17 protein-coding genes are annotated in these 19,400 nt (G+C 40.1%); 10 read left to right on the forward strand and 7 right to left on the reverse strand.

Annotation, left to right across the window (positions count from 1 at the left end):
- Positions 1-110: 110 nt before the first annotated feature.
- Positions 111-950, forward strand: coding sequence for an HlyC/CorC family transporter (locus tag ACH8JV_RS04020; RefSeq protein WP_004883488.1), 840 nt, complete (start codon positions 111-113; stop codon positions 948-950).
- Positions 947-2,506, forward strand: coding sequence for an apolipoprotein N-acyltransferase (gene lnt, locus ACH8JV_RS04025; protein ID WP_396519837.1), 1,560 nt, complete (start codon positions 947-949; stop codon positions 2,504-2,506). The genes ACH8JV_RS04020 and lnt overlap by 4 nt, the downstream gene beginning before the upstream one ends.
- 1 nt (position 2,507) lies before the next feature.
- Here the strand turns inward: lnt and ACH8JV_RS04030 are convergent, their stop codons facing one another.
- A complete protein-coding gene (locus ACH8JV_RS04030) occupies positions 2,508-2,846 on the reverse strand; it encodes a tRNA-binding protein (RefSeq protein ID WP_396519839.1) in 339 nt (112 codons plus the stop codon).
- Positions 2,847-3,078: 232 nt separating this feature from the next.
- Between ACH8JV_RS04030 and ACH8JV_RS04035 the strand changes: the two genes are divergently transcribed.
- Positions 3,079-3,339, forward strand: a complete 261-nt coding sequence (locus ACH8JV_RS04035; protein ID WP_002156931.1) for a DUF2798 domain-containing protein — start codon at positions 3,079-3,081, stop codon at positions 3,337-3,339.
- Between the two features lie 63 nt (positions 3,340-3,402).
- Here ACH8JV_RS04035 and ACH8JV_RS04040 read toward each other — a convergent pair whose 3' ends face one another.
- The 3 genes from ACH8JV_RS04040 to gspF form a co-directional block, all read right to left on the reverse strand.
- Positions 3,403-3,747, reverse strand: a complete 345-nt coding sequence (locus ACH8JV_RS04040; RefSeq protein WP_311070272.1) for a hypothetical protein — start codon at positions 3,745-3,747, stop codon at positions 3,403-3,405.
- A gap of 266 nt (positions 3,748-4,013) precedes the next feature.
- Positions 4,014-4,595: a type II secretion system major pseudopilin GspG gene (gene gspG, locus ACH8JV_RS04045; protein WP_396519841.1), complete on the reverse strand. Its 582-nt coding sequence runs from the start codon at positions 4,593-4,595 to the stop codon at positions 4,014-4,016.
- A gap of 23 nt (positions 4,596-4,618) precedes the next feature.
- Positions 4,619-5,824, reverse strand: a complete 1,206-nt coding sequence (gspF, locus tag ACH8JV_RS04050) for a type II secretion system inner membrane protein GspF (protein ID WP_396519843.1) — start codon at positions 5,822-5,824, stop codon at positions 4,619-4,621.
- 148 nt (positions 5,825-5,972) lie between these two features.
- Here gspF and ACH8JV_RS04055 point away from each other — a divergent pair, with 148 nt between their 5' ends.
- The 6 genes from ACH8JV_RS04055 to ACH8JV_RS04080 all read left to right on the forward strand — a co-directional run bounded on the left by ACH8JV_RS04055 (position 5,973) and on the right by ACH8JV_RS04080 (position 13,362).
- Complete coding sequence (locus ACH8JV_RS04055; protein ID WP_396519845.1) at positions 5,973-8,201, forward strand: primosomal protein N'; 2,229 nt, start codon at positions 5,973-5,975, stop codon at positions 8,199-8,201.
- A 75-nt stretch (positions 8,202-8,276) separates the two neighbouring features.
- Entirely contained in the window at positions 8,277-10,118 is a 1,842-nt protein-coding gene (locus ACH8JV_RS04060; protein WP_396519847.1) for a monovalent cation:proton antiporter-2 (CPA2) family protein, read from the forward strand.
- A gap of 165 nt (positions 10,119-10,283) precedes the next feature.
- Positions 10,284-11,159, forward strand: a complete 876-nt coding sequence (locus tag ACH8JV_RS04065; protein ID WP_004699009.1) for an Hsp33 family molecular chaperone HslO — start codon at positions 10,284-10,286, stop codon at positions 11,157-11,159.
- A gap of 137 nt (positions 11,160-11,296) precedes the next feature.
- On the forward strand, positions 11,297-11,908 hold the full coding sequence (locus tag ACH8JV_RS04070) for a LysE family translocator (protein ID WP_396519849.1): 612 nt from the start codon (positions 11,297-11,299) through the stop codon (positions 11,906-11,908).
- A gap of 150 nt (positions 11,909-12,058) precedes the next feature.
- Complete coding sequence (locus ACH8JV_RS04075; RefSeq protein ID WP_311070267.1) at positions 12,059-13,021, forward strand: DnaJ C-terminal domain-containing protein; 963 nt, start codon at positions 12,059-12,061, stop codon at positions 13,019-13,021.
- A gap of 11 nt (positions 13,022-13,032) precedes the next feature.
- Positions 13,033-13,362, forward strand: a complete 330-nt coding sequence (locus tag ACH8JV_RS04080) for a chaperone modulator CbpM (RefSeq protein ID WP_396519851.1) — start codon at positions 13,033-13,035, stop codon at positions 13,360-13,362.
- A gap of 246 nt (positions 13,363-13,608) precedes the next feature.
- On the opposite strand, the gene ACH8JV_RS04085 is transcribed toward ACH8JV_RS04080, so the two are convergent.
- The 3 genes from ACH8JV_RS04085 to rpsO form a co-directional block, all read right to left on the reverse strand.
- The gene (locus tag ACH8JV_RS04085; protein ID WP_311087186.1) at positions 13,609-14,820 is read right to left on the reverse strand and encodes a magnesium transporter CorA family protein; all 1,212 of its coding nucleotides are present in this window, start codon (positions 14,818-14,820) and stop codon (positions 13,609-13,611) included.
- A gap of 84 nt (positions 14,821-14,904) precedes the next feature.
- Positions 14,905-16,992 carry a polyribonucleotide nucleotidyltransferase gene (gene pnp, locus ACH8JV_RS04090; protein ID WP_396520016.1) on the reverse strand — a complete coding sequence of 696 codons (2,088 nt, stop codon included), beginning with the start codon at positions 16,990-16,992 and terminating at the stop codon, positions 14,905-14,907.
- Positions 16,993-17,249: 257 nt separating this feature from the next.
- Positions 17,250-17,519, reverse strand: a complete 270-nt coding sequence (rpsO, locus tag ACH8JV_RS04095) for a 30S ribosomal protein S15 (RefSeq protein ID WP_001229357.1) — start codon at positions 17,517-17,519, stop codon at positions 17,250-17,252.
- A gap of 212 nt (positions 17,520-17,731) precedes the next feature.
- On the opposite strand from rpsO, the gene ACH8JV_RS04100 reads away from it, so the two are divergent.
- A complete protein-coding gene (locus ACH8JV_RS04100) occupies positions 17,732-19,030 on the forward strand; it encodes a serine hydrolase domain-containing protein (RefSeq protein ID WP_263614938.1) in 1,299 nt (432 codons plus the stop codon).
- The last annotated feature ends 370 nt before the right edge of the window (positions 19,031-19,400 follow it).

A 19,400-nucleotide genomic window follows, 5' to 3' on the forward strand; every position in this document is an offset into this window, starting at 1 on the left:
TACATAACAATATGTGTTTTGTCTTTTACTTTGTTTTATAGATGCATAAGGGCCTTTTCTTCGGTATGATCAATGTATTCATTTGATACATTGAGTCTTTAGGAAAGATCATGCAAGAGGAACCGAGTCCGTCGTGGGGAATGCGAGGCTTACGAAAGTGGTTAGGTACAGCGCCAGAAACCCGAGATGAATTATTAAAACTAGTCCAAAATTCACGTCGTTTTTTAGAACCTGATACTGTTGCCATGCTTGAAGGTGTTCTTGACCTTCCTGCTACAAAAATTCGTGAAGTCATGACGCCGCGAACAGCAATGATCAGTATGCAAGAAGATGATCAGTTACTTGATATTCTTCACGTATTGGTTGAGTCTGCTCACTCACGTTTTCCAGTTTTCTCAGCTGACCAACCCGATAATGTTGTCGGTATTTTATTGGCAAAAGATTTATTGCCATTTTTGACTGAACCAAATACCAAATTAGATATTGGCTCGCTTATGCGCCAGCCATTATTTGTGCCTGAAAGCGCACGTTCAGATCAAGTTCTTCGTATGCTCAAACATACCCAAACCCATATCGCGATTGTCATTGATGAATATGGTTCAACGGCTGGGCTTGTGACGCTTGAAGATATTCTTGAAGAGATCGTGGGTGAAATTGAAGATGAACATGATACTGCTGATGAAGATGCACAGTACATTGTTCCAGACAGCGACCATACTGTAGCGAATGCATGGATGGTGCAGGCACTTACACCAATTGAACACTTCAACACTGTATTAGATGCTGATTTTTCTGACGATGAAGTAGAAACTGTCGGCGGTTTATTGCTTCAAGAAATTGGTTTAGTCAGTGATTTACAAGGTCAGACTGTTGAACTTGGAAAGTGGTTATTTACGATTGTTGAAGCAGATGCCCGCACTATTCATCTGATTCGAGCTGTACGTCAATGAGAGCATACTTTGAAAAGCTGTTAGATTCTTCGCAACAACAAAAACAGCTTCCTTTAATTTTTCCATTGCTCATTGCTTTATTTTCAGGTGCCGTGTTCAGTTTTGCACTGGCACCTTATTATTGGTGGTGGCTGGCAATTTTGTCTCCGGCCCTACTCTATGCGACATTGCATAAACGCTCAGCCAAACAAGCATTTGCGATTGGCTGGAGTTATGGTTTTGGTTTATGGTTTGTAGGGGCTTTCTGGCTCTATACATCTATCCATGTATACGGCGATACCAATGCGTTTCTAAGCGTATGTATGATTGCTGTTATGGCTCTTGTGATGGGCTTATTTACAGCATTTCAAACTTGGGTTTATCGACGTTTCTTCCCAGAAACACCCCTGACTTTCGCACCTCTCTGGATTGTTTTTGAGTGGGCTAAAACTTGGGTATTTACGGGTTTCCCGTGGCTATTTGTAGGTTACGCTTTTACCGAACGCCTACTCGATGGTTATGCGCCGCTATTTGGTATTTATGCAATTTCCTTCGTGGCAATTGTACTAGCGTGTGCTTTAGTCGAAGTTCTACGTAAGCGTATTTTCTGGGTTATTCCTTCTGCCCTATTAGTTTTAGGTGCATGGGGAGCATCATATATTCAGTTTGTACAACCTAAAGCGGCTAAACCACTGAGCGTTTCGCTCATTCAAGGTAACATTCCACAAGATTTAAAATGGCTAACCGAATATCAAGTTAGAACATTAGAAATTTATGCTGGTTTGACTCAATCTGAATGGGGCCGTGACCTCATTGTATGGCCTGAGTCTTCAATTCCACTCTTCCAAACCGACATTGAACCGTTTTTGGATGCAATGGATGCGCAGGCGAAAAAGAACCATACTGCGTGGGTAACCGGCATTCCTTATTGGGATGTCGCGAAATCACATCAAGTTGGTAGTCCTCAGTATTACAACAGTATTATGGCTTCTGGTAGCGACTCAAGCGGTCTCTATAAAAAGCAGCGTCTTGTACCGTTTGGCGAATATATTCCATTGTCAGGTTTACTGTCATGGGTTTTACCTGCTATGCAAAATGATATTAGCATGAGCGGTTTTACACGTGGTGAGAGCAACCAGAAACCGCTTTTAATTAAAGGGCACGCACTTGCGGCTGCAATTTGTTATGAAGTGGCTTACCCGAACCTGACACGCCGTAATGCAGAAGACAGCGACTTTTTGGTAACTGTATCTAACGATGCTTGGTTTACCGGAACAGCTGGCCCATGGCAACATTTACAAATGGTACAGATGCGTGCAAAAGAAAATGGGCGCTGGTTTATTCGTGCAACCAACACAGGCGTAACAGCGTTTATCGATCAAAATGGTCATATCACTGAACAAGCACCAATTGATAAAGAGTTTGTCTTGAGAGGTGATTTACCAGCCATGCAAGGCCAAACTCTCTATAACCGTTTAGGTGATTATCCAATTTTAGGATTTGCGGTATTACTGCTGGTTTTAGGTTGGATCTATCGTCCACGTAAAGCTGATGTATCTTTTAAATCACGTCGCTAAGTTATAATAGTTTTGTACCCAGAGGAACTTCAAACTCTGGGATACAAAGTGCAACATCCCCATCTGCGTTATGAAACCCTGTCACCAAGCATTCTGACTGAATAGGACCAATTTGTTTCTTAGGGAAATTCACGACAGCAACCACTAATTTACCAATCAAATCTTGTGATTGATAAAGTTTAGTAATCTGAGCACTTGATTTACGTACCCCTAACTCTTCACCAAAATCTACATGTAAAATATAGGCAGGTTTACGCGCTTTTTCAAAAAACTCAGCTTGAATAATTTTACCAACGCGAAGTTCTACTTTTAAAAAATCATTCCACTCGATCTGTTCCACTTTATATTTCTCATATTCTTAAATCTTCAAATCAAAAATACACAATATAAAAAAATAAATTATTTATATTTAATTTGAAAATTCCATGTTAAATTAAGTCCGCTGATTCAAAAGCCGTAAACGTTTACGTCAATCAACGTTCCAACATACCTCCAACAAGGCTTGGAGCTATTTATTCAAAATATTTTTATATTTTGAATGGCGCGGGCGTTTGTTGGTTTACGGAGTCAAAATGGAAAACCAAAAAACTTTCTATAATTTTAAGAAACTTCCAAGTCGTTATACAGCTATTGTTTTACCTTTTCTTCTATCCATCATTATGACTTTTGTAGTGTCCATGGTCAGCACTTTACGAAGTTTAGGACTAGAAGGCTTTTCTATAAATGTCTGGATGTCTGCATGGGTCATTTCTTGGTTAATTGCTTTTCCAACGCTGCTTTTAGTCTTACCCGTCGTCCGTAAAATCACAGCACGATTGGTTGAGCCTGCTTAAACAAAAAAATAAAACGTAGATACTGCCTCTACGTTTTATTTAAAAATTTGGTTTTAAATATCACTAAAAAGCGATTGATAATTCTAAAGATAAATAAGCAACTAAGCTTGATAAAAAGACCATAGGTACATAGCGATAAGCTTTAAAAACTAATTGCTCATATTTAGAAGAGATCTGTTTAGCTTGCCATACACTCGCTTTTAATGCCGTAAAGAAGCTCACCATTAACCACGCGCTCACAATACTTAATGCAAAGAAGCCAATCATGATTTGACTACTGCCTTCTGTACTCAACCATAGCTTTAATGAAACTTCAGCAATCGGTAATAATGCTAAAATCAATAGGACAGACTTAAGCATTACCCAATGAAACTGGTTTAGTTCATCAAGTACGAGAAATGCTTTCATTTAATCTCTCCTATAAGTTTATAAAGTGCTTTTTTATTTATTATGCAAAGCTTTTATTTAAATATATAGCTTATTTTCTCTTATATTTTAACTTTCTTGTAACTATTAAATATGGGAATAATTCTTATTTTAAATCTCAAATCTAACTATTAACTTTATTATTTTATTTTCAAACATTTATTATATTTTCGTGATTAAGAAAGATTATCAATTCGCATTATCGTTTTATCTTTTTAAACAAATCGATAATCTCTCTTACATTTTAATTAAGGCTGGTAATAAATATCGGCATCGTTACCTTCACCACCTTCTTTACCGTCTGCACCAAATGAATATAGGTCAAAAGGATGGCCATCTTTTCCAGGAATGACATATTGAATATCATTTTTCCAACTGTCTTTAGGGTAACCACCTTTCACATAACCACCTGGCATCCAGTTTTTTGCTGTAGCAGGTTGGTTAATAAGTGCATCTAGTCCACCTTCTTGCATGGTTGGGAAATGCCCATTATCAAGCTTGTACTGATCTAAAGCACCCGCTACACCCTTCAAAGTAATTTGAGTCGTATCGATTTTAGCTTTTTCACTACGGCCCATGACGTTCGGTACGATTAAAGCTGCCAACACGCCTAAAATTACAATCACAACCATAACTTCAATAAGGGTAAAGCCTGAGGCACGTTTCATTCGAGCACCATTCGAACGTGCCGCAAGTCCGAAAGCGCTTGAGGAATAAACATCTGATACAGAGCTATACTCGGAATGGCTCGTTGGCTCAAGCTGATTTGAAACCACAGATTCACTATGTTGTTTCATCGCTGTTTCGCTTTGAATATTTTTTACTTTCATCATTATCTCTAATATCAAAGTTATTAAATCATATTGTTCATATTTACGATTGGCAGCATAACCGCAATTACAATGACCAGTACAATGCTTGCCATTAGAACCAGCATAAGCGGTTCAAGTAATGCCAATAAGGTTGAAATAAATGTCGTCACCTCACGGTCTTGCATAGTCGACGCACGTTCCAGCATACGGTCAAGCTCACCCGATGCCTCACCACTTCGGATCATTTGTACCATCATTGGTGGGAAATAACCACTGCGCTCCAATTGCGTACCCAAGTTACCACCTTCTGTGACCCGTTCAGCAGCATTCGCAATTGAGTCACGGATCACCCAGTTATTAGTCACCGCAGCACCAATTTTTAAGGCATCGACCAATGGCACACCCGAACGAGTCAAAATAGACAAGGTACTGGCAAAACGTGCAGCATTAATACCACGGGACAGTTTACCGAATAATGGCAATTTGAGTGTTAAGCGATCAAAAGCATAATGACCAGCCGTTGTTTTTAAAAACCGTACAAAGGCAATCACACCCACAACTGCAAAAAGAATAATAAACACCCACGCATGGCGAATAAAATCACTCGCTTTCATTAAAGCGACTGTAATCCATGGTAAGGCATCTTTGCTTTGATCGAAGGTTTTTACAATCTCGGGTACAACATAAGTCATTAATCCCATCACAATACCAAATGACATGAGCATTAAAATGATCGGGTAAATCATGGCACCTTGAACTTTCTTTTGCATAGCAAAACGGTTCTCAGTGTAGTCTGATAGCTGATCTAAAATGAGATCTAAATGACCTGAACGCTCACCTGCCGCAACCGTTGCTATATAAAGGTCAGGAAAACGACCTGACTGTTGCATGCCTTGCGCAAGTGAATGCCCTTCTAATACTCTTGAACGAACCGAGAGTAAAAGATTTTGCACATGTGCTTTTTCACTTTGTCTGCTCACGGCACGTAAAGCTTCTTCTAGAGGAATTGCAGCAGCAACCAAAACGGAGAGTTGTCTGGTCATCAGTGCCAAATCATAAGCACTAAACTTTTTCTGGAATAACCCGTGGCTTTGATGCTTGTCTTTTTGTTCAACAGGGTCAACGCTAATCGGAGTCCATGCTTTATCGCGTAATTGTTGGCGAATCTGACGTGCCGAGTCTCCCTCAAGCACCCCCTTTTGCTGCTTCCCTGAAGCATCAATAGCAGTAAATTGATATGCAGGCATGGTAATGTTCTAATTTTCCAAAAATAATAGTCGCTGCTGTTGCATCTATGCTACGCAATCATTCATATTCATTCTATAGCCTGTGTAGAATACCCAAGTCCTCTTCACGACGCTATGCCGTTTTTTAAAATTGACGAAATGAGCCTCTATGACCATAACGCCAAAGCCTGATTCAGTTGTTTATCGTGTGCGTGTTGCCGTACCTGTGCATCTGTACGACACTTTTGACTATACACTCACCAAAGCACAATATGAACGGGCTCAGGTAGGTTCACGCGTCGCGATTTCATTTGGACGGCAAAACCTGATTGGTATCATTACTGAAAAAGTTGACCCACAAGAATCATTTACAGGTAACTTTCAGCTTAAAGCCATTTCTGAACTTTTAGATGATGAACCTATTTTAGATGAACAAGTTTTAAATTTATTGACATGGTCAGCACAATATTACCAATTTCCGATTGGTGAAGTGATGCAGACTGCTTTACCTGCGTTATTACGTCAGGGCAAACCGATGGATGTGTTGTTTCATTTATGGAAAATCATTCCTTGTGACAATGCTGAAGCTCTGCTAAAGCGCTCCATTAAGCAACAAGATGCATATCAAATTTTAAAGTTACATCCTACAGGTACTACAGAGAATATTCTTAATTTAAGTGGTGTAGAAACGGCTACGCTTAAAGCGCTTCAAAAGAAAGGGCTGATAGACTGTACACTTGAGCCTCATGATTTTAGCCCAGCACCTGTGCAATTGGCTCAAATGCCACTTACGTTAAATGATGACCAAAAGAAGGCAACTCAGCACGTCATTAATGCACAGCATCAATACCAAGCATTTTTACTAGATGGCTTAACTGGAAGTGGTAAAACTGAGGTTTATCTGCACATCATGCATGAGGTGTTAAAGCAAGGTAAGCAAGTACTGGTGTTAGTTCCTGAAATTGGGTTAACCCCTCAAACTATTTCGCGCTTTAAGTCTCGCTTTAACTGCGATATTGCTTTATTGCATTCAGGCTTAAATGACTCTAAACGCTTACAAGCATGGCAACAGGCACAGACTGGCAAAGCCTCTATTATTTTAGGAACTCGCTCAGCCATTTATACGCCACTGCCACGTTTGGGCCTCATCATTTTAGATGAAGAACACGACCTGTCTTACAAACAGCAAGAAGGTTTCCGTTACCATGCCCGTGATGTCGCGCTTTATCGGGGCCACTTACAAGGCTGCCCTGTTATTTTAGGTTCAGCGACCCCAAGTATTGACAGTTATTACTTAGTAGAAACTGGCAAGTTAACTTCACTGCAACTTAACCAACGTGCAGGCTATGCGCTTTTACCTAAAATGCATTTGATAGATCTTAAAATTGTCAAAAAGCAGCATGGTATTAGTCAGCCTTTAATCGAACAGATTAAAAATACGCTAGCAAGAAAAGAACAGGTTTTAATCTTTTTAAACCGTCGTGGCTATGCACCTGTATTGGTTTGTGAAAGCTGTGGATGGCAAGCGAATTGTCCACATTGCGATGCGCATTTTACGTTACACACTCAGCCTTATTCTTATTTACATTGTCACCACTGCGGCACGGTTCATCGCTTGCCAGACCACTGCCCTGAATGTCAGCAGAAGAGTTTAAAAACTTTAGGTGCAGGAACAGCCAAAGTTGAAGAGCACTTACAAGAGTTATTCCCAGACTATGATGTGATTCGGGTCGATCGTGACAGTACCAGTCGTGTCGGTAGTTGGCAAAAAATTTATGATCGTATTCATCAAAACAAACCAACAATTTTGCTCGGTACTCAAATGTTGGCAAAGGGTCACCATTTTCCGCATGTGACCTTGGTTGCTATTTTAGATATTGATGCAGGTTTACTGAGTGTCGATATTCGGGCACCAGAACGTACGGCGCAGTTGATTGTACAAGTGGCTGGTCGTGCAGGTCGTGGAGAACACAAAGGCCATGTTTATTTACAGACTTTAAGGCCAGATCATCCCTTACTCACCACACTCATCGAAAAAGACTATCGGGCGGTCGCGAAACAAACATTAGCTGAACGGAAGGTTGCATTACTGCCGCCTTATCGTTATGCGGTCCTAATTCGTGCCGAGTCGAAAGATCGTGACTATACCTTGCATTTTTTAAATGAAGCTGCCGAACAACTTCGCCAAATTGCAGGTGATATTGTTGATATCTGGGGGCCTATTCCAGCACCAATGGAACGTAAAGCCGGACGTTACCGCGCCCATATGGTGATTTTGTCTGCCGACCGTGCTCGTCTGCATTTTTACTTAAGACAATGGTGGGCTCAGTTGGTTCATGCACCAAGACAGCATCAACTCAGACTCTCTATTGATGTTGACCCGCAAGAATTTAGTTAGATGATTTGAATATCATGGTGTGAAGAAGCCTTTTTGGCTTTACACTTAAAAAGATCAATACATTCGGGGTAATGAATGTCATTCCTACTGCAAGCAACAATTTTTCTTGGAGCTTCTCTGATTTTAGTCCCTTTGGGTAAGCGCTTAGGGATTGCAACAGTTTTAGGTTATTTATTTACGGGCATCCTTCTTGGCCCAAGTGTTTTAAATATTGCTCATGACCCTGAAGCCATTATGGAACTGGCTGAGTTTGGCGTGATCTTACTTATGTTCTTAATTGGACTAGAGTTACGTCCACAACGTTTATGGGAAATGCGTGACTCCATTTTCGTGATGGGCAGTTTGCAAGTGGTGATTACGGGCGTAATTCTGATGCTCACCATATTGCTGCTATTTCAGCAACAACTTGCTGCCAGCTTTGTCATTGGTTTTGCGCTTGCGCTGTCTTCTACAGCCTTTGTATTGCAACTACTGACCGAAAAACAACAGCTCAATACCACCTACGGTCAGCAATCTTTTTCAATTCTGCTTTTCCAAGATATTGCAGCGATTCCTTTACTGGCAGTGATTCCACTGTTGGCAGGAACTGAATCTACTCATCATGGTATTGCTTATTTTGCTGCCATCATCGCGACATTCAGTGGTCTATTCTTATTTAGTCGCTATGTGATGCGTCCATTTTTCCGTTTCGTTGCAAAAAGTGGTGCAACTGAACTGATTACCGCAGTAGGGTTATTTATTATTCTTGCTGTTGTGCTACTCATGGATACTTTAGGGATTAGCACAACTCTAGGCGCTTTCCTCACTGGCGTACTTTTGGCCGACTCGGAATTCCGTCATGAACTTGAAGCAAGTATTGCTCCATTTAAAGGGCTATTACTTGGTTTGTTCTTTATGACTGTGGGCATGACCACGCAACTGTCGTTACTGATTGAAATGCCTTGGCTCATTATTGGTGGAGCGATTGGCTTACTCGTCATCAAAACCCTCGTGTTGACTGCCATTGCCCGCTATAAAAAATACAGTTGGAACAATAGTCTGCTACTTGGAACTTGCTTGGCTCAAGGTGGTGAATTTGCTTTTGTCATTTTAAGCCTTGCGAAAAGTGAAAAGATTTTAACCGATGCCTTATTAGAGCCTGTTACGCTGATTGTGACCTTATCGATGGTCCTTACACCAGTGATTTACTGGATTATGGCAACTAAAATCATTCCTTTGTTTAATAAAGAACGTCCACCTGAATATGATGAAATTCCTCAGCAAGATAATCCAATTATCATTGCTGGTTTTGGGCGCTTTGGACAAATTATTGCGCGTATTGCCCGCTTGCAGCACTTAGGCTTTACTGCTATCGACAACAACCTTCACCAAGTGGACTTTGTGCGTCGATACGGCGGCAAACTCTATTATGGCGATGTGACCCAGCCCGATTTACTTCGCTCAGCAGGCATTGAAAAAGCCCAAGTATTTATTTTGGCCATTGATGATGTCGAAGACTCTATGAATGTTGCACGACATTTAAGATTGAACTATCCAAACTTAAAACTTCTAGCGCGTGCTCGTGACCGGCACCATGTACACCTGTTAAGAGATTTAGGGGTTGAGCATATTTGGCGTGAAACTTATTTATCATCATTAGGTATGGCTTATCGCGCTTTACGTGAACTCGGTATTTCCGATGAACAAGCTTATAACAATATCGAAATCTTTCGAGATTATGATGAGAAATTACTCATACAACAGCAAAGCATTTATACCGATGAACAAAAAGTTTTTGAAACTCATCGTAATGCACTGGCTGAACTTGAACACCTATTTGAAAGCGATGCACAGCAAGCCACTTCAAGACATGACGTTAACTTAAAGCGTCATTTACAACCAAATCGTATCGACATTACACGAGATCACGAAGAATAACTTGAGATTTCGCAAAATGGCTATATTAAGGACTTATTCACATTGCCTAAATGATTGCGACAATCGGTACAAAAGTTGCCGTTGTCCTGCTTGCAGCTTCGCTGCATTCCCTAAGCTTGATTAAACCGAAGTTGTTATAATCTGCTTAGGGCCCTGGAGAATATTATGTCTGATTTACGCCAACGCTTTTATATAGAGGACTTTCCTGTTCGCGGTGAAGTAGTTCATCTAGAAGAAGCATTACAAACTATTTTAGCTCAACGCGACTACATGCCTGCGGTTAAAATTCTACTAGGCGAGATGTTGAGCGCGACTGCATTACTTGCAAGTACTTTAAAAATCAAAGGCCGTATCAGCTTGCAAATCCAGGCTAGCGGCTCTTTCAAATGGGCTATGGCTGAATGTAATCACTTAGGTGAAGTTCGTGCTTTAGCAGACTACGAAACAGATCCACGTTTTGTTGAAGCAACTGACAGCAGTACAGTCCTTGGTGCTTTAGTTAATCCAATTTTATTTATTAACATCGAACCCGAGCATGGTGAGCGTTATCAAGGGATCGTACCTCTTGACCAAACAAATCTAGCAGGTTGTTTGATGCAGTATTATGATTTATCTGCTCAAATTCCAACTCGTATCGTATTGGCAAGTACAGCTAAACGTTCTGGTGGTTTACTCATTCAGTTATTACCTCGTCATGATGAAGAAGAGCAAAAACTGGTTGATGAAGACCTATGGCCACGTTTAACCATGCTGACTGAAACGCTTAAGCCTGAAGAACTGACTGAGCTTTCAGCAAATGAGATTTTGTATCGTCTCTATAACGAAGAAGAAGTACGCTTGCCAGAAGTTGAACACTTAAAATTTGGCTGTACGTGTTCTAAAGAACGTTGTGCTAAAGCATTACTTCAAATTGGTGTTGATGCTGTTCATGAAACACTGGAAGCTCAGAACCCAATTCAAATGGATTGCCAGTTCTGTAACACCCGTTATGAGTTCACTGCTGAAGAAGCACTAGGTTTATTTGGCGAACATTTGAGTTAATTACTCACCTCATAAAAAGGCGGTCAAACCGCCTTTTTATTTATCTATAGTTTTTTGATGATAATTTTCAGCATCTTATTTTAAATCAGTTAATATGAGCTTACTTTATAGCCTAATAAACAAGATGCTTATATTTCATGAATTATTTTGATTATTTTCTCTTTATTTTCAGTGTCATTATTATGATTGCGACTCCTGGCCCAGTCATGATTTTGGTGGCAAGCGCCGGACTTAAAGGCGGTTATAAAAAAGCACTGGAAACCATTTTTGGTACAAACCTCGCCTCACTAGTTTTAATTTTTATTTCAGTACTCGTGCTTAAAGGTGTACTCGGTATTAATGAAAGCTATTTAAATATTATTCGTGTTTTAGGCTGTCTCTATATTGGCTATTTAGGATTTAGTATTCTTAAAGAAGTCATCCAAGCTCCGCATCCTGAGGCAATACAAACCGTTTCTGCACAAAACGGTGGTTTTAAAAAAGGCTTTTTGGTCGGTATTTCAAACCCTAAAGATATTATTTTCTTTTCAGCTTTCTTTCCTCAATTTGTCTCTATTTCACCTAACTTAAATTTCAGTTTGGTCCTTCTTACACTGACATGGATTGTTTTAGATTTTTTAACCCTATCTTTGGTTTATGTATTTTTCCGTCGCCTATCTAACAGCCACTTATACCCTAAAATACTCGGCCTATGCGGTCTATTACTTTTACTGATTGCTGTTTACGGTTTATATCAGACGTTCATTTAAGCAATGAGAGGCATAACCCTAACTGACTTATGTCTCTTCCACCTTGCTTCCCCATTTTTGTAAGAGAACAACTCTTATACAATCTAGCTCATTGAAAGCCTTAAAAATTGTTTCATAATGAAATAAACAACACCATCGTGATAAAACATTATGGCCAAAAATTATTATGAAGAATTAGGGGTTACACGAGAAGCCTCTGCTGATGAAATTAAAAAAGCATATCGGAAACTAGCTCGTAAATATCACCCCGACATCAGCAAAGAAAAAGATGCGGAAGAAAAGATGCAGGCCATTAATGTTGCCTACGACACCTTAAGCAATTCCGAAAAAAAAGCTGAATATGACCAAATGTTAGACCACCCACAAGGCTTCAATGGCTTTGGTCAAGGTGCAGCCCAAGGTGGATTTGATGGCGCACGCTTTTATCGTCAAGGCTTTACAGGCGGCGGTGGTGAACAAGCTGACTTTAGTGGTTTTGAAGACTTATTTGGTCGTTTTGGTGCAGGCTTTGGTGGTGGACAGCAACAATACCAAAGACAACAACGTAGTTATCGGGGTGAAGATCAACATGCCAGTATAGAGGTCGATCTTGATATTGCCTACCATGGATCAACACAACAGATTACCTTACAAATTCCGACTGTGAATGTTTATGGTGAGCCTGAGGTACAACGAAAAACCCTACAGGTGAAAATACCTAAAGGCATGAAGGAAGGCCAACAAATTCGCCTAAGTGGCCAAGGACAAAGTGGCATCAATGGTGGTGCCAACGGCGATCTGTATATCGAGATTCAATATAAAGATACAGATCGTGTTCATGTCGAAGGCAGTGATGTATATTTAACTATAGATGTAGCACCGTGGGAAGCAGCATTAGGTCAAGGTATTGAAGTAAAAACACCTGCTGGGTCCTTACATGTCAATTTACCTAAAAATGCAAAACAAGGACAACAGCTACGTTTAAAAGACAAAGGGATACCAAATAAAACGCCAGGCCATCTTTATTTAATTTTAAATATTGTATTCCCACCTGCGCATTCTGAAAAAGAAAAAGAAGCGTATCAGCAATTGGCAGAAGCCTTTGCTTCATTCGAACCTCGTTCATCTCATTAGGGAGCAAGATCATGACAACCATCCATTATCGAGAAATTGTATGTGACGGCCACACCTTTAGTGCTGAAGTCGTTGATGAACAATGTACATTTGACTTGCAACAATTTGCTCAAGCCTGTGGTCAAAGCCCAGACTGGATTCTAGAGCTCATTGAGTACGATATTTTAGCGATTGAAAATACCCCTGAAAAACATCAGTTTTTGGGTGAAGATGTTATTCGTGCTCGTAAAGCGTATCGTTTACAACGTGACTTTGATGCAAGTTTGGCAGCAGTTGCGGTGATGTTAGATTTAATTGATGAAGTGCAACAACTTAGAAAACAGTTGAAGCATTTTCATTGAGGAATAGCATTAATACAGCATCAAATCCTAGTTGAAATCTGATAGCCGGGAAAGCCATCTGCAACCTGCGTGGTATCAATCAGATAATGCTTTTGTAATACTGTTATTTAAAAATAGGTATTGAACAGGTTTTGCAGATGGCAATGGTTTTGCCTACTTTTGCCGAAACAAAAGTAGGTCGAACCGAAGGTTAATGACTATATTAAATAACAATTCAGCAAGACCCCGTCGTGCAGAAATAAAAATTTATTTCAACCGAGTAATCTTCTCCACTTCCTTCAATGTCTGCTTAATCGGTTCATACTCCAAAAACCAAAATAAATTCATCCGTTCTTCACGATGCTGTTGTGCCAATAAATCGATGACACTTTTCTCACCACGCCCTACCAAATGCTGTCGATAGAAGTAGTACAGCAATAAAACCGTACTGAGCAACATGACACCGAGCATAATCCAAAAACCCACTGGCGATTTAAGCCCTGGAATAAACTCAAAGTTCATCCCGTAAATACCGGTTAGAAGTGTGAGAGGTGCAAACACAGCGGTAATAATGGCAAGAATACGCATATTCTCATTGGTTTGGTTTGCAATCGCTGAGAAATGCAAATCAATCGCTGACTGAATAGCGCTACGTAAACGTAAAGTATGCTTTTGAATACGTTCGACATGACTCATTAAATCATTCAAACGAACTAACAGAAGATCTTGAGAACTATGCGTCTTCTCACCAATAACATGATGATAGTTTTCTACAATTTCATCTCGAAACTCTTGTAAGGTTTCGATTTGCTCTTCGCATAAATTTTCAACCTGCTGAAAGGCCATGTTTTCATGAAACAGCTGATGCCATTGTTTAAAACGGCGATTACCTTGCAGCAATTGCTGTTGCCAATGCTCGACTCGTCTGGTTAAAGGTGAACGAATATCAAGATAACCATCCACCATGCTATTCAGCAGACGTAAACATAAATCTACAGGTGAATTAGGCAACTTACGGGTTTTGTTTTGTTCTTCTAGAGTTTTACATAAAATATTTTCAAGACGCTGAATATAGTTTTCAATCGACTTGTTGCCCTGCTCACGTACGCTAATGAGTACTTTAGGGGTAAAAATAAAACTAATTGGCGTGGTGGCTAAGCCAAATACACTCTCATGTGATTCCCCATTTTTAATTTCATCATCAGGTGTAACAAGCTTTCTAAAAATAAGCAGGTCATATTCTTCAAGCGTATCAAAGGCGCAAGGGTGCTCAATATTGGCAATATCTCGCATATGAAATTCATTAATTGCGACATCTGCAAGCTGCTGAATTTCTTGTTGCCATTCTTCATTATGGTTAACAACATCAGATCTCACACTATCAATCCAGAAAAACTCCAGAACATGTTCAGTGTGCTTTTCTCGGCTCAAAAAAACATAGCCATCCTTTTGATGACGATAAAAATAATAAACCTGCATACCACGTCGATCTATTTGTGTGTTACTTGCATCATGCCATAAAAAAAGCCCGCATCAAGCGGACTTTTTTAGTGAGTTAAGCAATTATGCTTGCTCAATATCTTTCATAGTCAATTTGATACGACCACGGTTGTCAACATCAGCAACTTGTACTTTCACTTCCTGACCTTCTTTAAGAACGTCAGTTACGTTCGCAATACGCTCATTCGAGATTTGCGAAATATGAAGAAGACCATCAGTACCTGGCATAATGTTTACGAACGCACCAAATTCTACGATACGGATAACTTTACCGTCATAGATTTTACCTGGTTCAACTTCAGCAGTAATCGCTTGGATTTTTGCAATCGCAGCTTTAGCAGCAGCTTTAGTTTCACCAAATACGCGAACTGTACCGTTATCTTCAATATCGATTGCAGCTTTAGTTTCTTCAGTAATTTGACGGATTGTTGCACCACCTTTACCAATTACGTCACGGATTTTGTCCGGATTAATTGTAATTACTTCAAATGTTGGAGCATGCATTGAAATTTCAGGACGAGCGCGTGAAATTACTTTGTTCATTTCATTAAGGATGTGCATACGACCAGCAAATGCTTGGTTTAACGCAACTTCCATAATTTCTTCAGTAATACCTTCGATCTTGATGTCCATTTGAAGTGCAGTAATACCGTTTGCAGAACCTGCTACTTTAAAGTCCATGTCACCAAGGTGGTCTTCGTCACCCAAGATGTCAGAAAGTACAGCGAAACGCTCGCCTTCTTTCACTAAGCCCATTGCGATACCAGCAACTGGTGCTTTAAGTGGAACACCTGCATCCATAAGAGATAATGATGCGCCACATACAGAAGCCATTGAAGATGAACCGTTAGATTCAGTAATGTCAGATACAATACGGATCACGTACGGGAAGCGGTCAGCGGCAGGAAGAACTGCTTGAACACCACGACGTGCTAAACGACCATGACCAATTTCACGACGCTTAGGACCAGACTCACGACCTGTTTCACCTACAGAGTATGCAGGGAAGTTGTAGTGCAACATGAAGTTGTCAGTCTTAGTACCAGAAAGCGTATCAACCATTAACGCATCACGTGTGTTACCCAAAGTTGTTGTTACCAACGCTTGAGTTTCACCACGTGTAAATAATGCAGAACCGTGTGCACGGTCTAATACGCCAACTTGAACGTCGATCGCACGAACAGTTTTAGTATCACGACCATCAATACGTGGCTTACCAGACAAGATGTTGTCACGTACTGTACGGTATTTAAGGTCTTCAAATAATTCGTTTACTTCTTCAGCAAGACCAGTTTCGTCATTTTCAGGAACGAACTGAGCTAAAGCTTCTGCATAAAGTGCATCTAATGCTGCATAACGATCTTGTTTAACTGCAATCGTATACGCTTCAGAAATTTTAGCTTCGAAAGCTGCTTTTAATTGCTCACGAAGTGTTTCATTTTTAGCTGGAGCAACCCAAGTTGATTCCACTGCACCAGCAGCAGCAGCAAATTCTTTAATTGCTTGAATCGCGATTTGCATTTCGTCATGACCGAAAAGCACTGCACCAAGCATTTGGTCTTCTGAAAGTTCTTTTGCTTCAGATTCAACCATTAATACAGCCGCTTCTGTACCAGCAACCACAAGGTCAAGGTCAGATTGAGCCATTTGTTCAAAGTTCGGGTTTAAAACATATTCGCCGTTAATTAAACCAACACGAGCTGCACCGATTGGGCCACGGAATGGTGTACCTGCAATTGCTAATGCAGCAGAAGTACCTAACATTGCAGCAATATCAGCTTCCATAGTTTTGTCAGAAGAAACAACTGTTGCTGTTACTTGAATTTCGTTGAAGTAACCTTCTGGGAACAATGGACGAATTGGACGGTCAATAAGACGTGAAATTAAAGTTTCAGCTTCAGAAGCACGACCTTCACGCTTACCGTAACCACCAGGGATACGACCAGCTGCATATTGTTTTTCTTGATAGTTAACTGTTAATGGGAAAAAGTCTTGACCCGCTTTTGCTTTAGATTGAGCAACAACTGCAACTAAAACAGTTACGCCGCCCATTGTAATTAAAACTGTATTTGCTTGACGTGCAACGCGACCCGTTTCTAAAACGACTTGATGTTGACCGAACTGGAATTCTTTACGAACGATGTTAAACATTGACATGTATTGTATTTTCCTAATTTTATTCTAGTGAGACCCCTAAGGTTTGGCATTCAGACTACAACTATTGGTAGATAAATGACAAAGCTTAGAAGCCATCACACTAGACCAAAAATTTTAAATAATATTAAACGCAAAGAAGGAGCGCACAAGCGCCCCTTCTATAAATCGCCTAACGGTTGATTAGGCGAAACTTTCTTTCCAGAAACAAAGCATAGCAACATGCGATAAACCGAAAACAAAGCAAAATCGAATTAACGACGTAGACCTAAAGCACCGATCAAAGCAGTGTAACGCTCGTGGTCTTTACCATTTAAGTAGTCAAGTAATTTACGACGTTGGTTAACCATACGGATTAAACCGCGACGGCTATGGTGGTCGTGTTTGTGAGCTTTAAAGTGACCTTGTAAATCATTGATTTGAGCAGTCAATAAAGCTACTTGTACTTCTGGTGAACCAGTGTCGTTTTCAGCGCGAGCAAATTTAGCAATGATCTCTGCGCGGTCTGCATTAGTTAAAGCCATTCGATTTCTCCGAGATGCTTAAAAAATAAAATGATATGAATCAGTTGAGCGCAACTGACTGCCGTGCATCACTACAGCAAGTTGCCTATTTTAAGGTATCTATATATGGATTGCAAAATTGTTTTCAGTTACCTGTCATTTTAGACACTGACATACGCATCCGAACCCTGCACACTTGGCCTTCAATAAAAAGAAAGAAACGCGAGGGACGTGTGAAAATATTTTCGACCAACACCTGTCCAGTACCAGACGATATTGGATCGGTCATTCATCACAAAGATGAGGTACCTGCTGAACAAGGTGGAATGAATGAACGTCAGGTTCAAAAGATCTGGAAAAGTATTGAGTCACTCTATAAAACCGGGAACTATCCGCTCATTACTTTTTGTTTACGTAGACAGGGGAAAATTTTATTAAATCGAAGCATTGGCTATGCTCAAGGCAACTCTCCAGAAGGTTTGCAAAATAATGCAATCATCGCAACACCGGATACTCCGGTTTGCTTATTTTCAGCATCCAAAATGATTACAGCCATGTTGATTCATCTTTTAGATGAAAAAGGTGAAATCAACTTACTTGATCCTGTCAGTTATTACATTCCTGAATATGGTGTAAATGGGAAGCGCCGTGCGACCATCTTTCATTTATTAGCACATCGGGGAGGCATTCCTTATGTTGATGGAGAAGTCACTCCTGAACTGCTTTTTGATAAAGATGAAATTTTAAAGCGCTTATATGCAGCAAGACCCGTTTCTCCAGCAGGCAATCACCTCGCCTATCATGCTGTAACCGCAGGTTATATTTTAGGTGAAATTATTGAGCGAGTCACAGGACAAGACCTTCGCCAATTTGTGCATGAGACCATCGAGAAACCGATGGATATGCCTTATTTCAACTATGGTTTGAAACCAGAATATCGCTCCAAAGTCGCACTCAATTGTGCAACAGGTTTACATCCTCGCTTAGGAACAGATCACTATCTCAATCATGTACTAGGTGGCGGCTTACAACTCGCTGTAGATGTGACCAATGATAGCCGTTTTATGGATACCATCTGCCCTGCCGGTAACATTTATACCAGTGCCGAACAAGCTGGCCGCTTCTTTGAAATGCTTTTAAGTGGGGGAAGCTACCAAGGCAAACAAATTCTAAGTGAAAAAACAATTTTTAGAGCAACTCTACCGACCACAGGAGTTAACATTGACCGAACCTTATTAATACCGATGCGTTATGCACTAGGTCCCATGCTCGGTAGCAATCCAGTAGGTTTATTTGGTCCGATGACTGGACAAGCTTTTGGTCATCTCGGTTTCTCTAATATTTTATGTTGGGCCGACCCAGAACGCGATATTAGTGTTTCATTACTAACCACTGGAAAATCTGTAGTGGGCACTCATCTCCCTGCTCTAGCTAACTTGCTTTATCAAATTTCTAGCCAATGCCCACGAATTCCTAGAGATCAGCGTCGTTCATTGTTTGGTAGCGATTCACATGAAACAGATCTAGTCTAAATAGTTATAACTTAGCGATAAAATAAAAAACCCAAGCATTTCTGCTTGGGTTTTTGGCGCTGTAGTTCTTGTTTATCGTGTTTATCTCTGTTTTTCTTGTTATATGTGAGATGCTTTCTGCATCTTTCTTCTTGTTTTATTCACTTCCGTTGTTTTTATTTCTATTTCCTTATGTGATGTATTTTGTCATATCCAATTATGAAGAAAAGTAGTATTTTTCTTATCATCATGTAAGCGAAAACGTACAGGTCTGTCTAATATTTAGCGTTTATCTGCAACAGCTAAATAACGTACGGTTCTGTATAACATTTAACTTAACAATTCACGCGAAAAATGACTATTTGAAACTCATATTACAAATAAATATATT

It is taken from the genome of Acinetobacter sp. ABJ_C5_2 (assembly GCF_044538485.1).
In the GTDB taxonomy this organism is placed as follows: Bacteria; Pseudomonadota; Gammaproteobacteria; order Pseudomonadales; family Moraxellaceae; genus Acinetobacter; species Acinetobacter nosocomialis_A.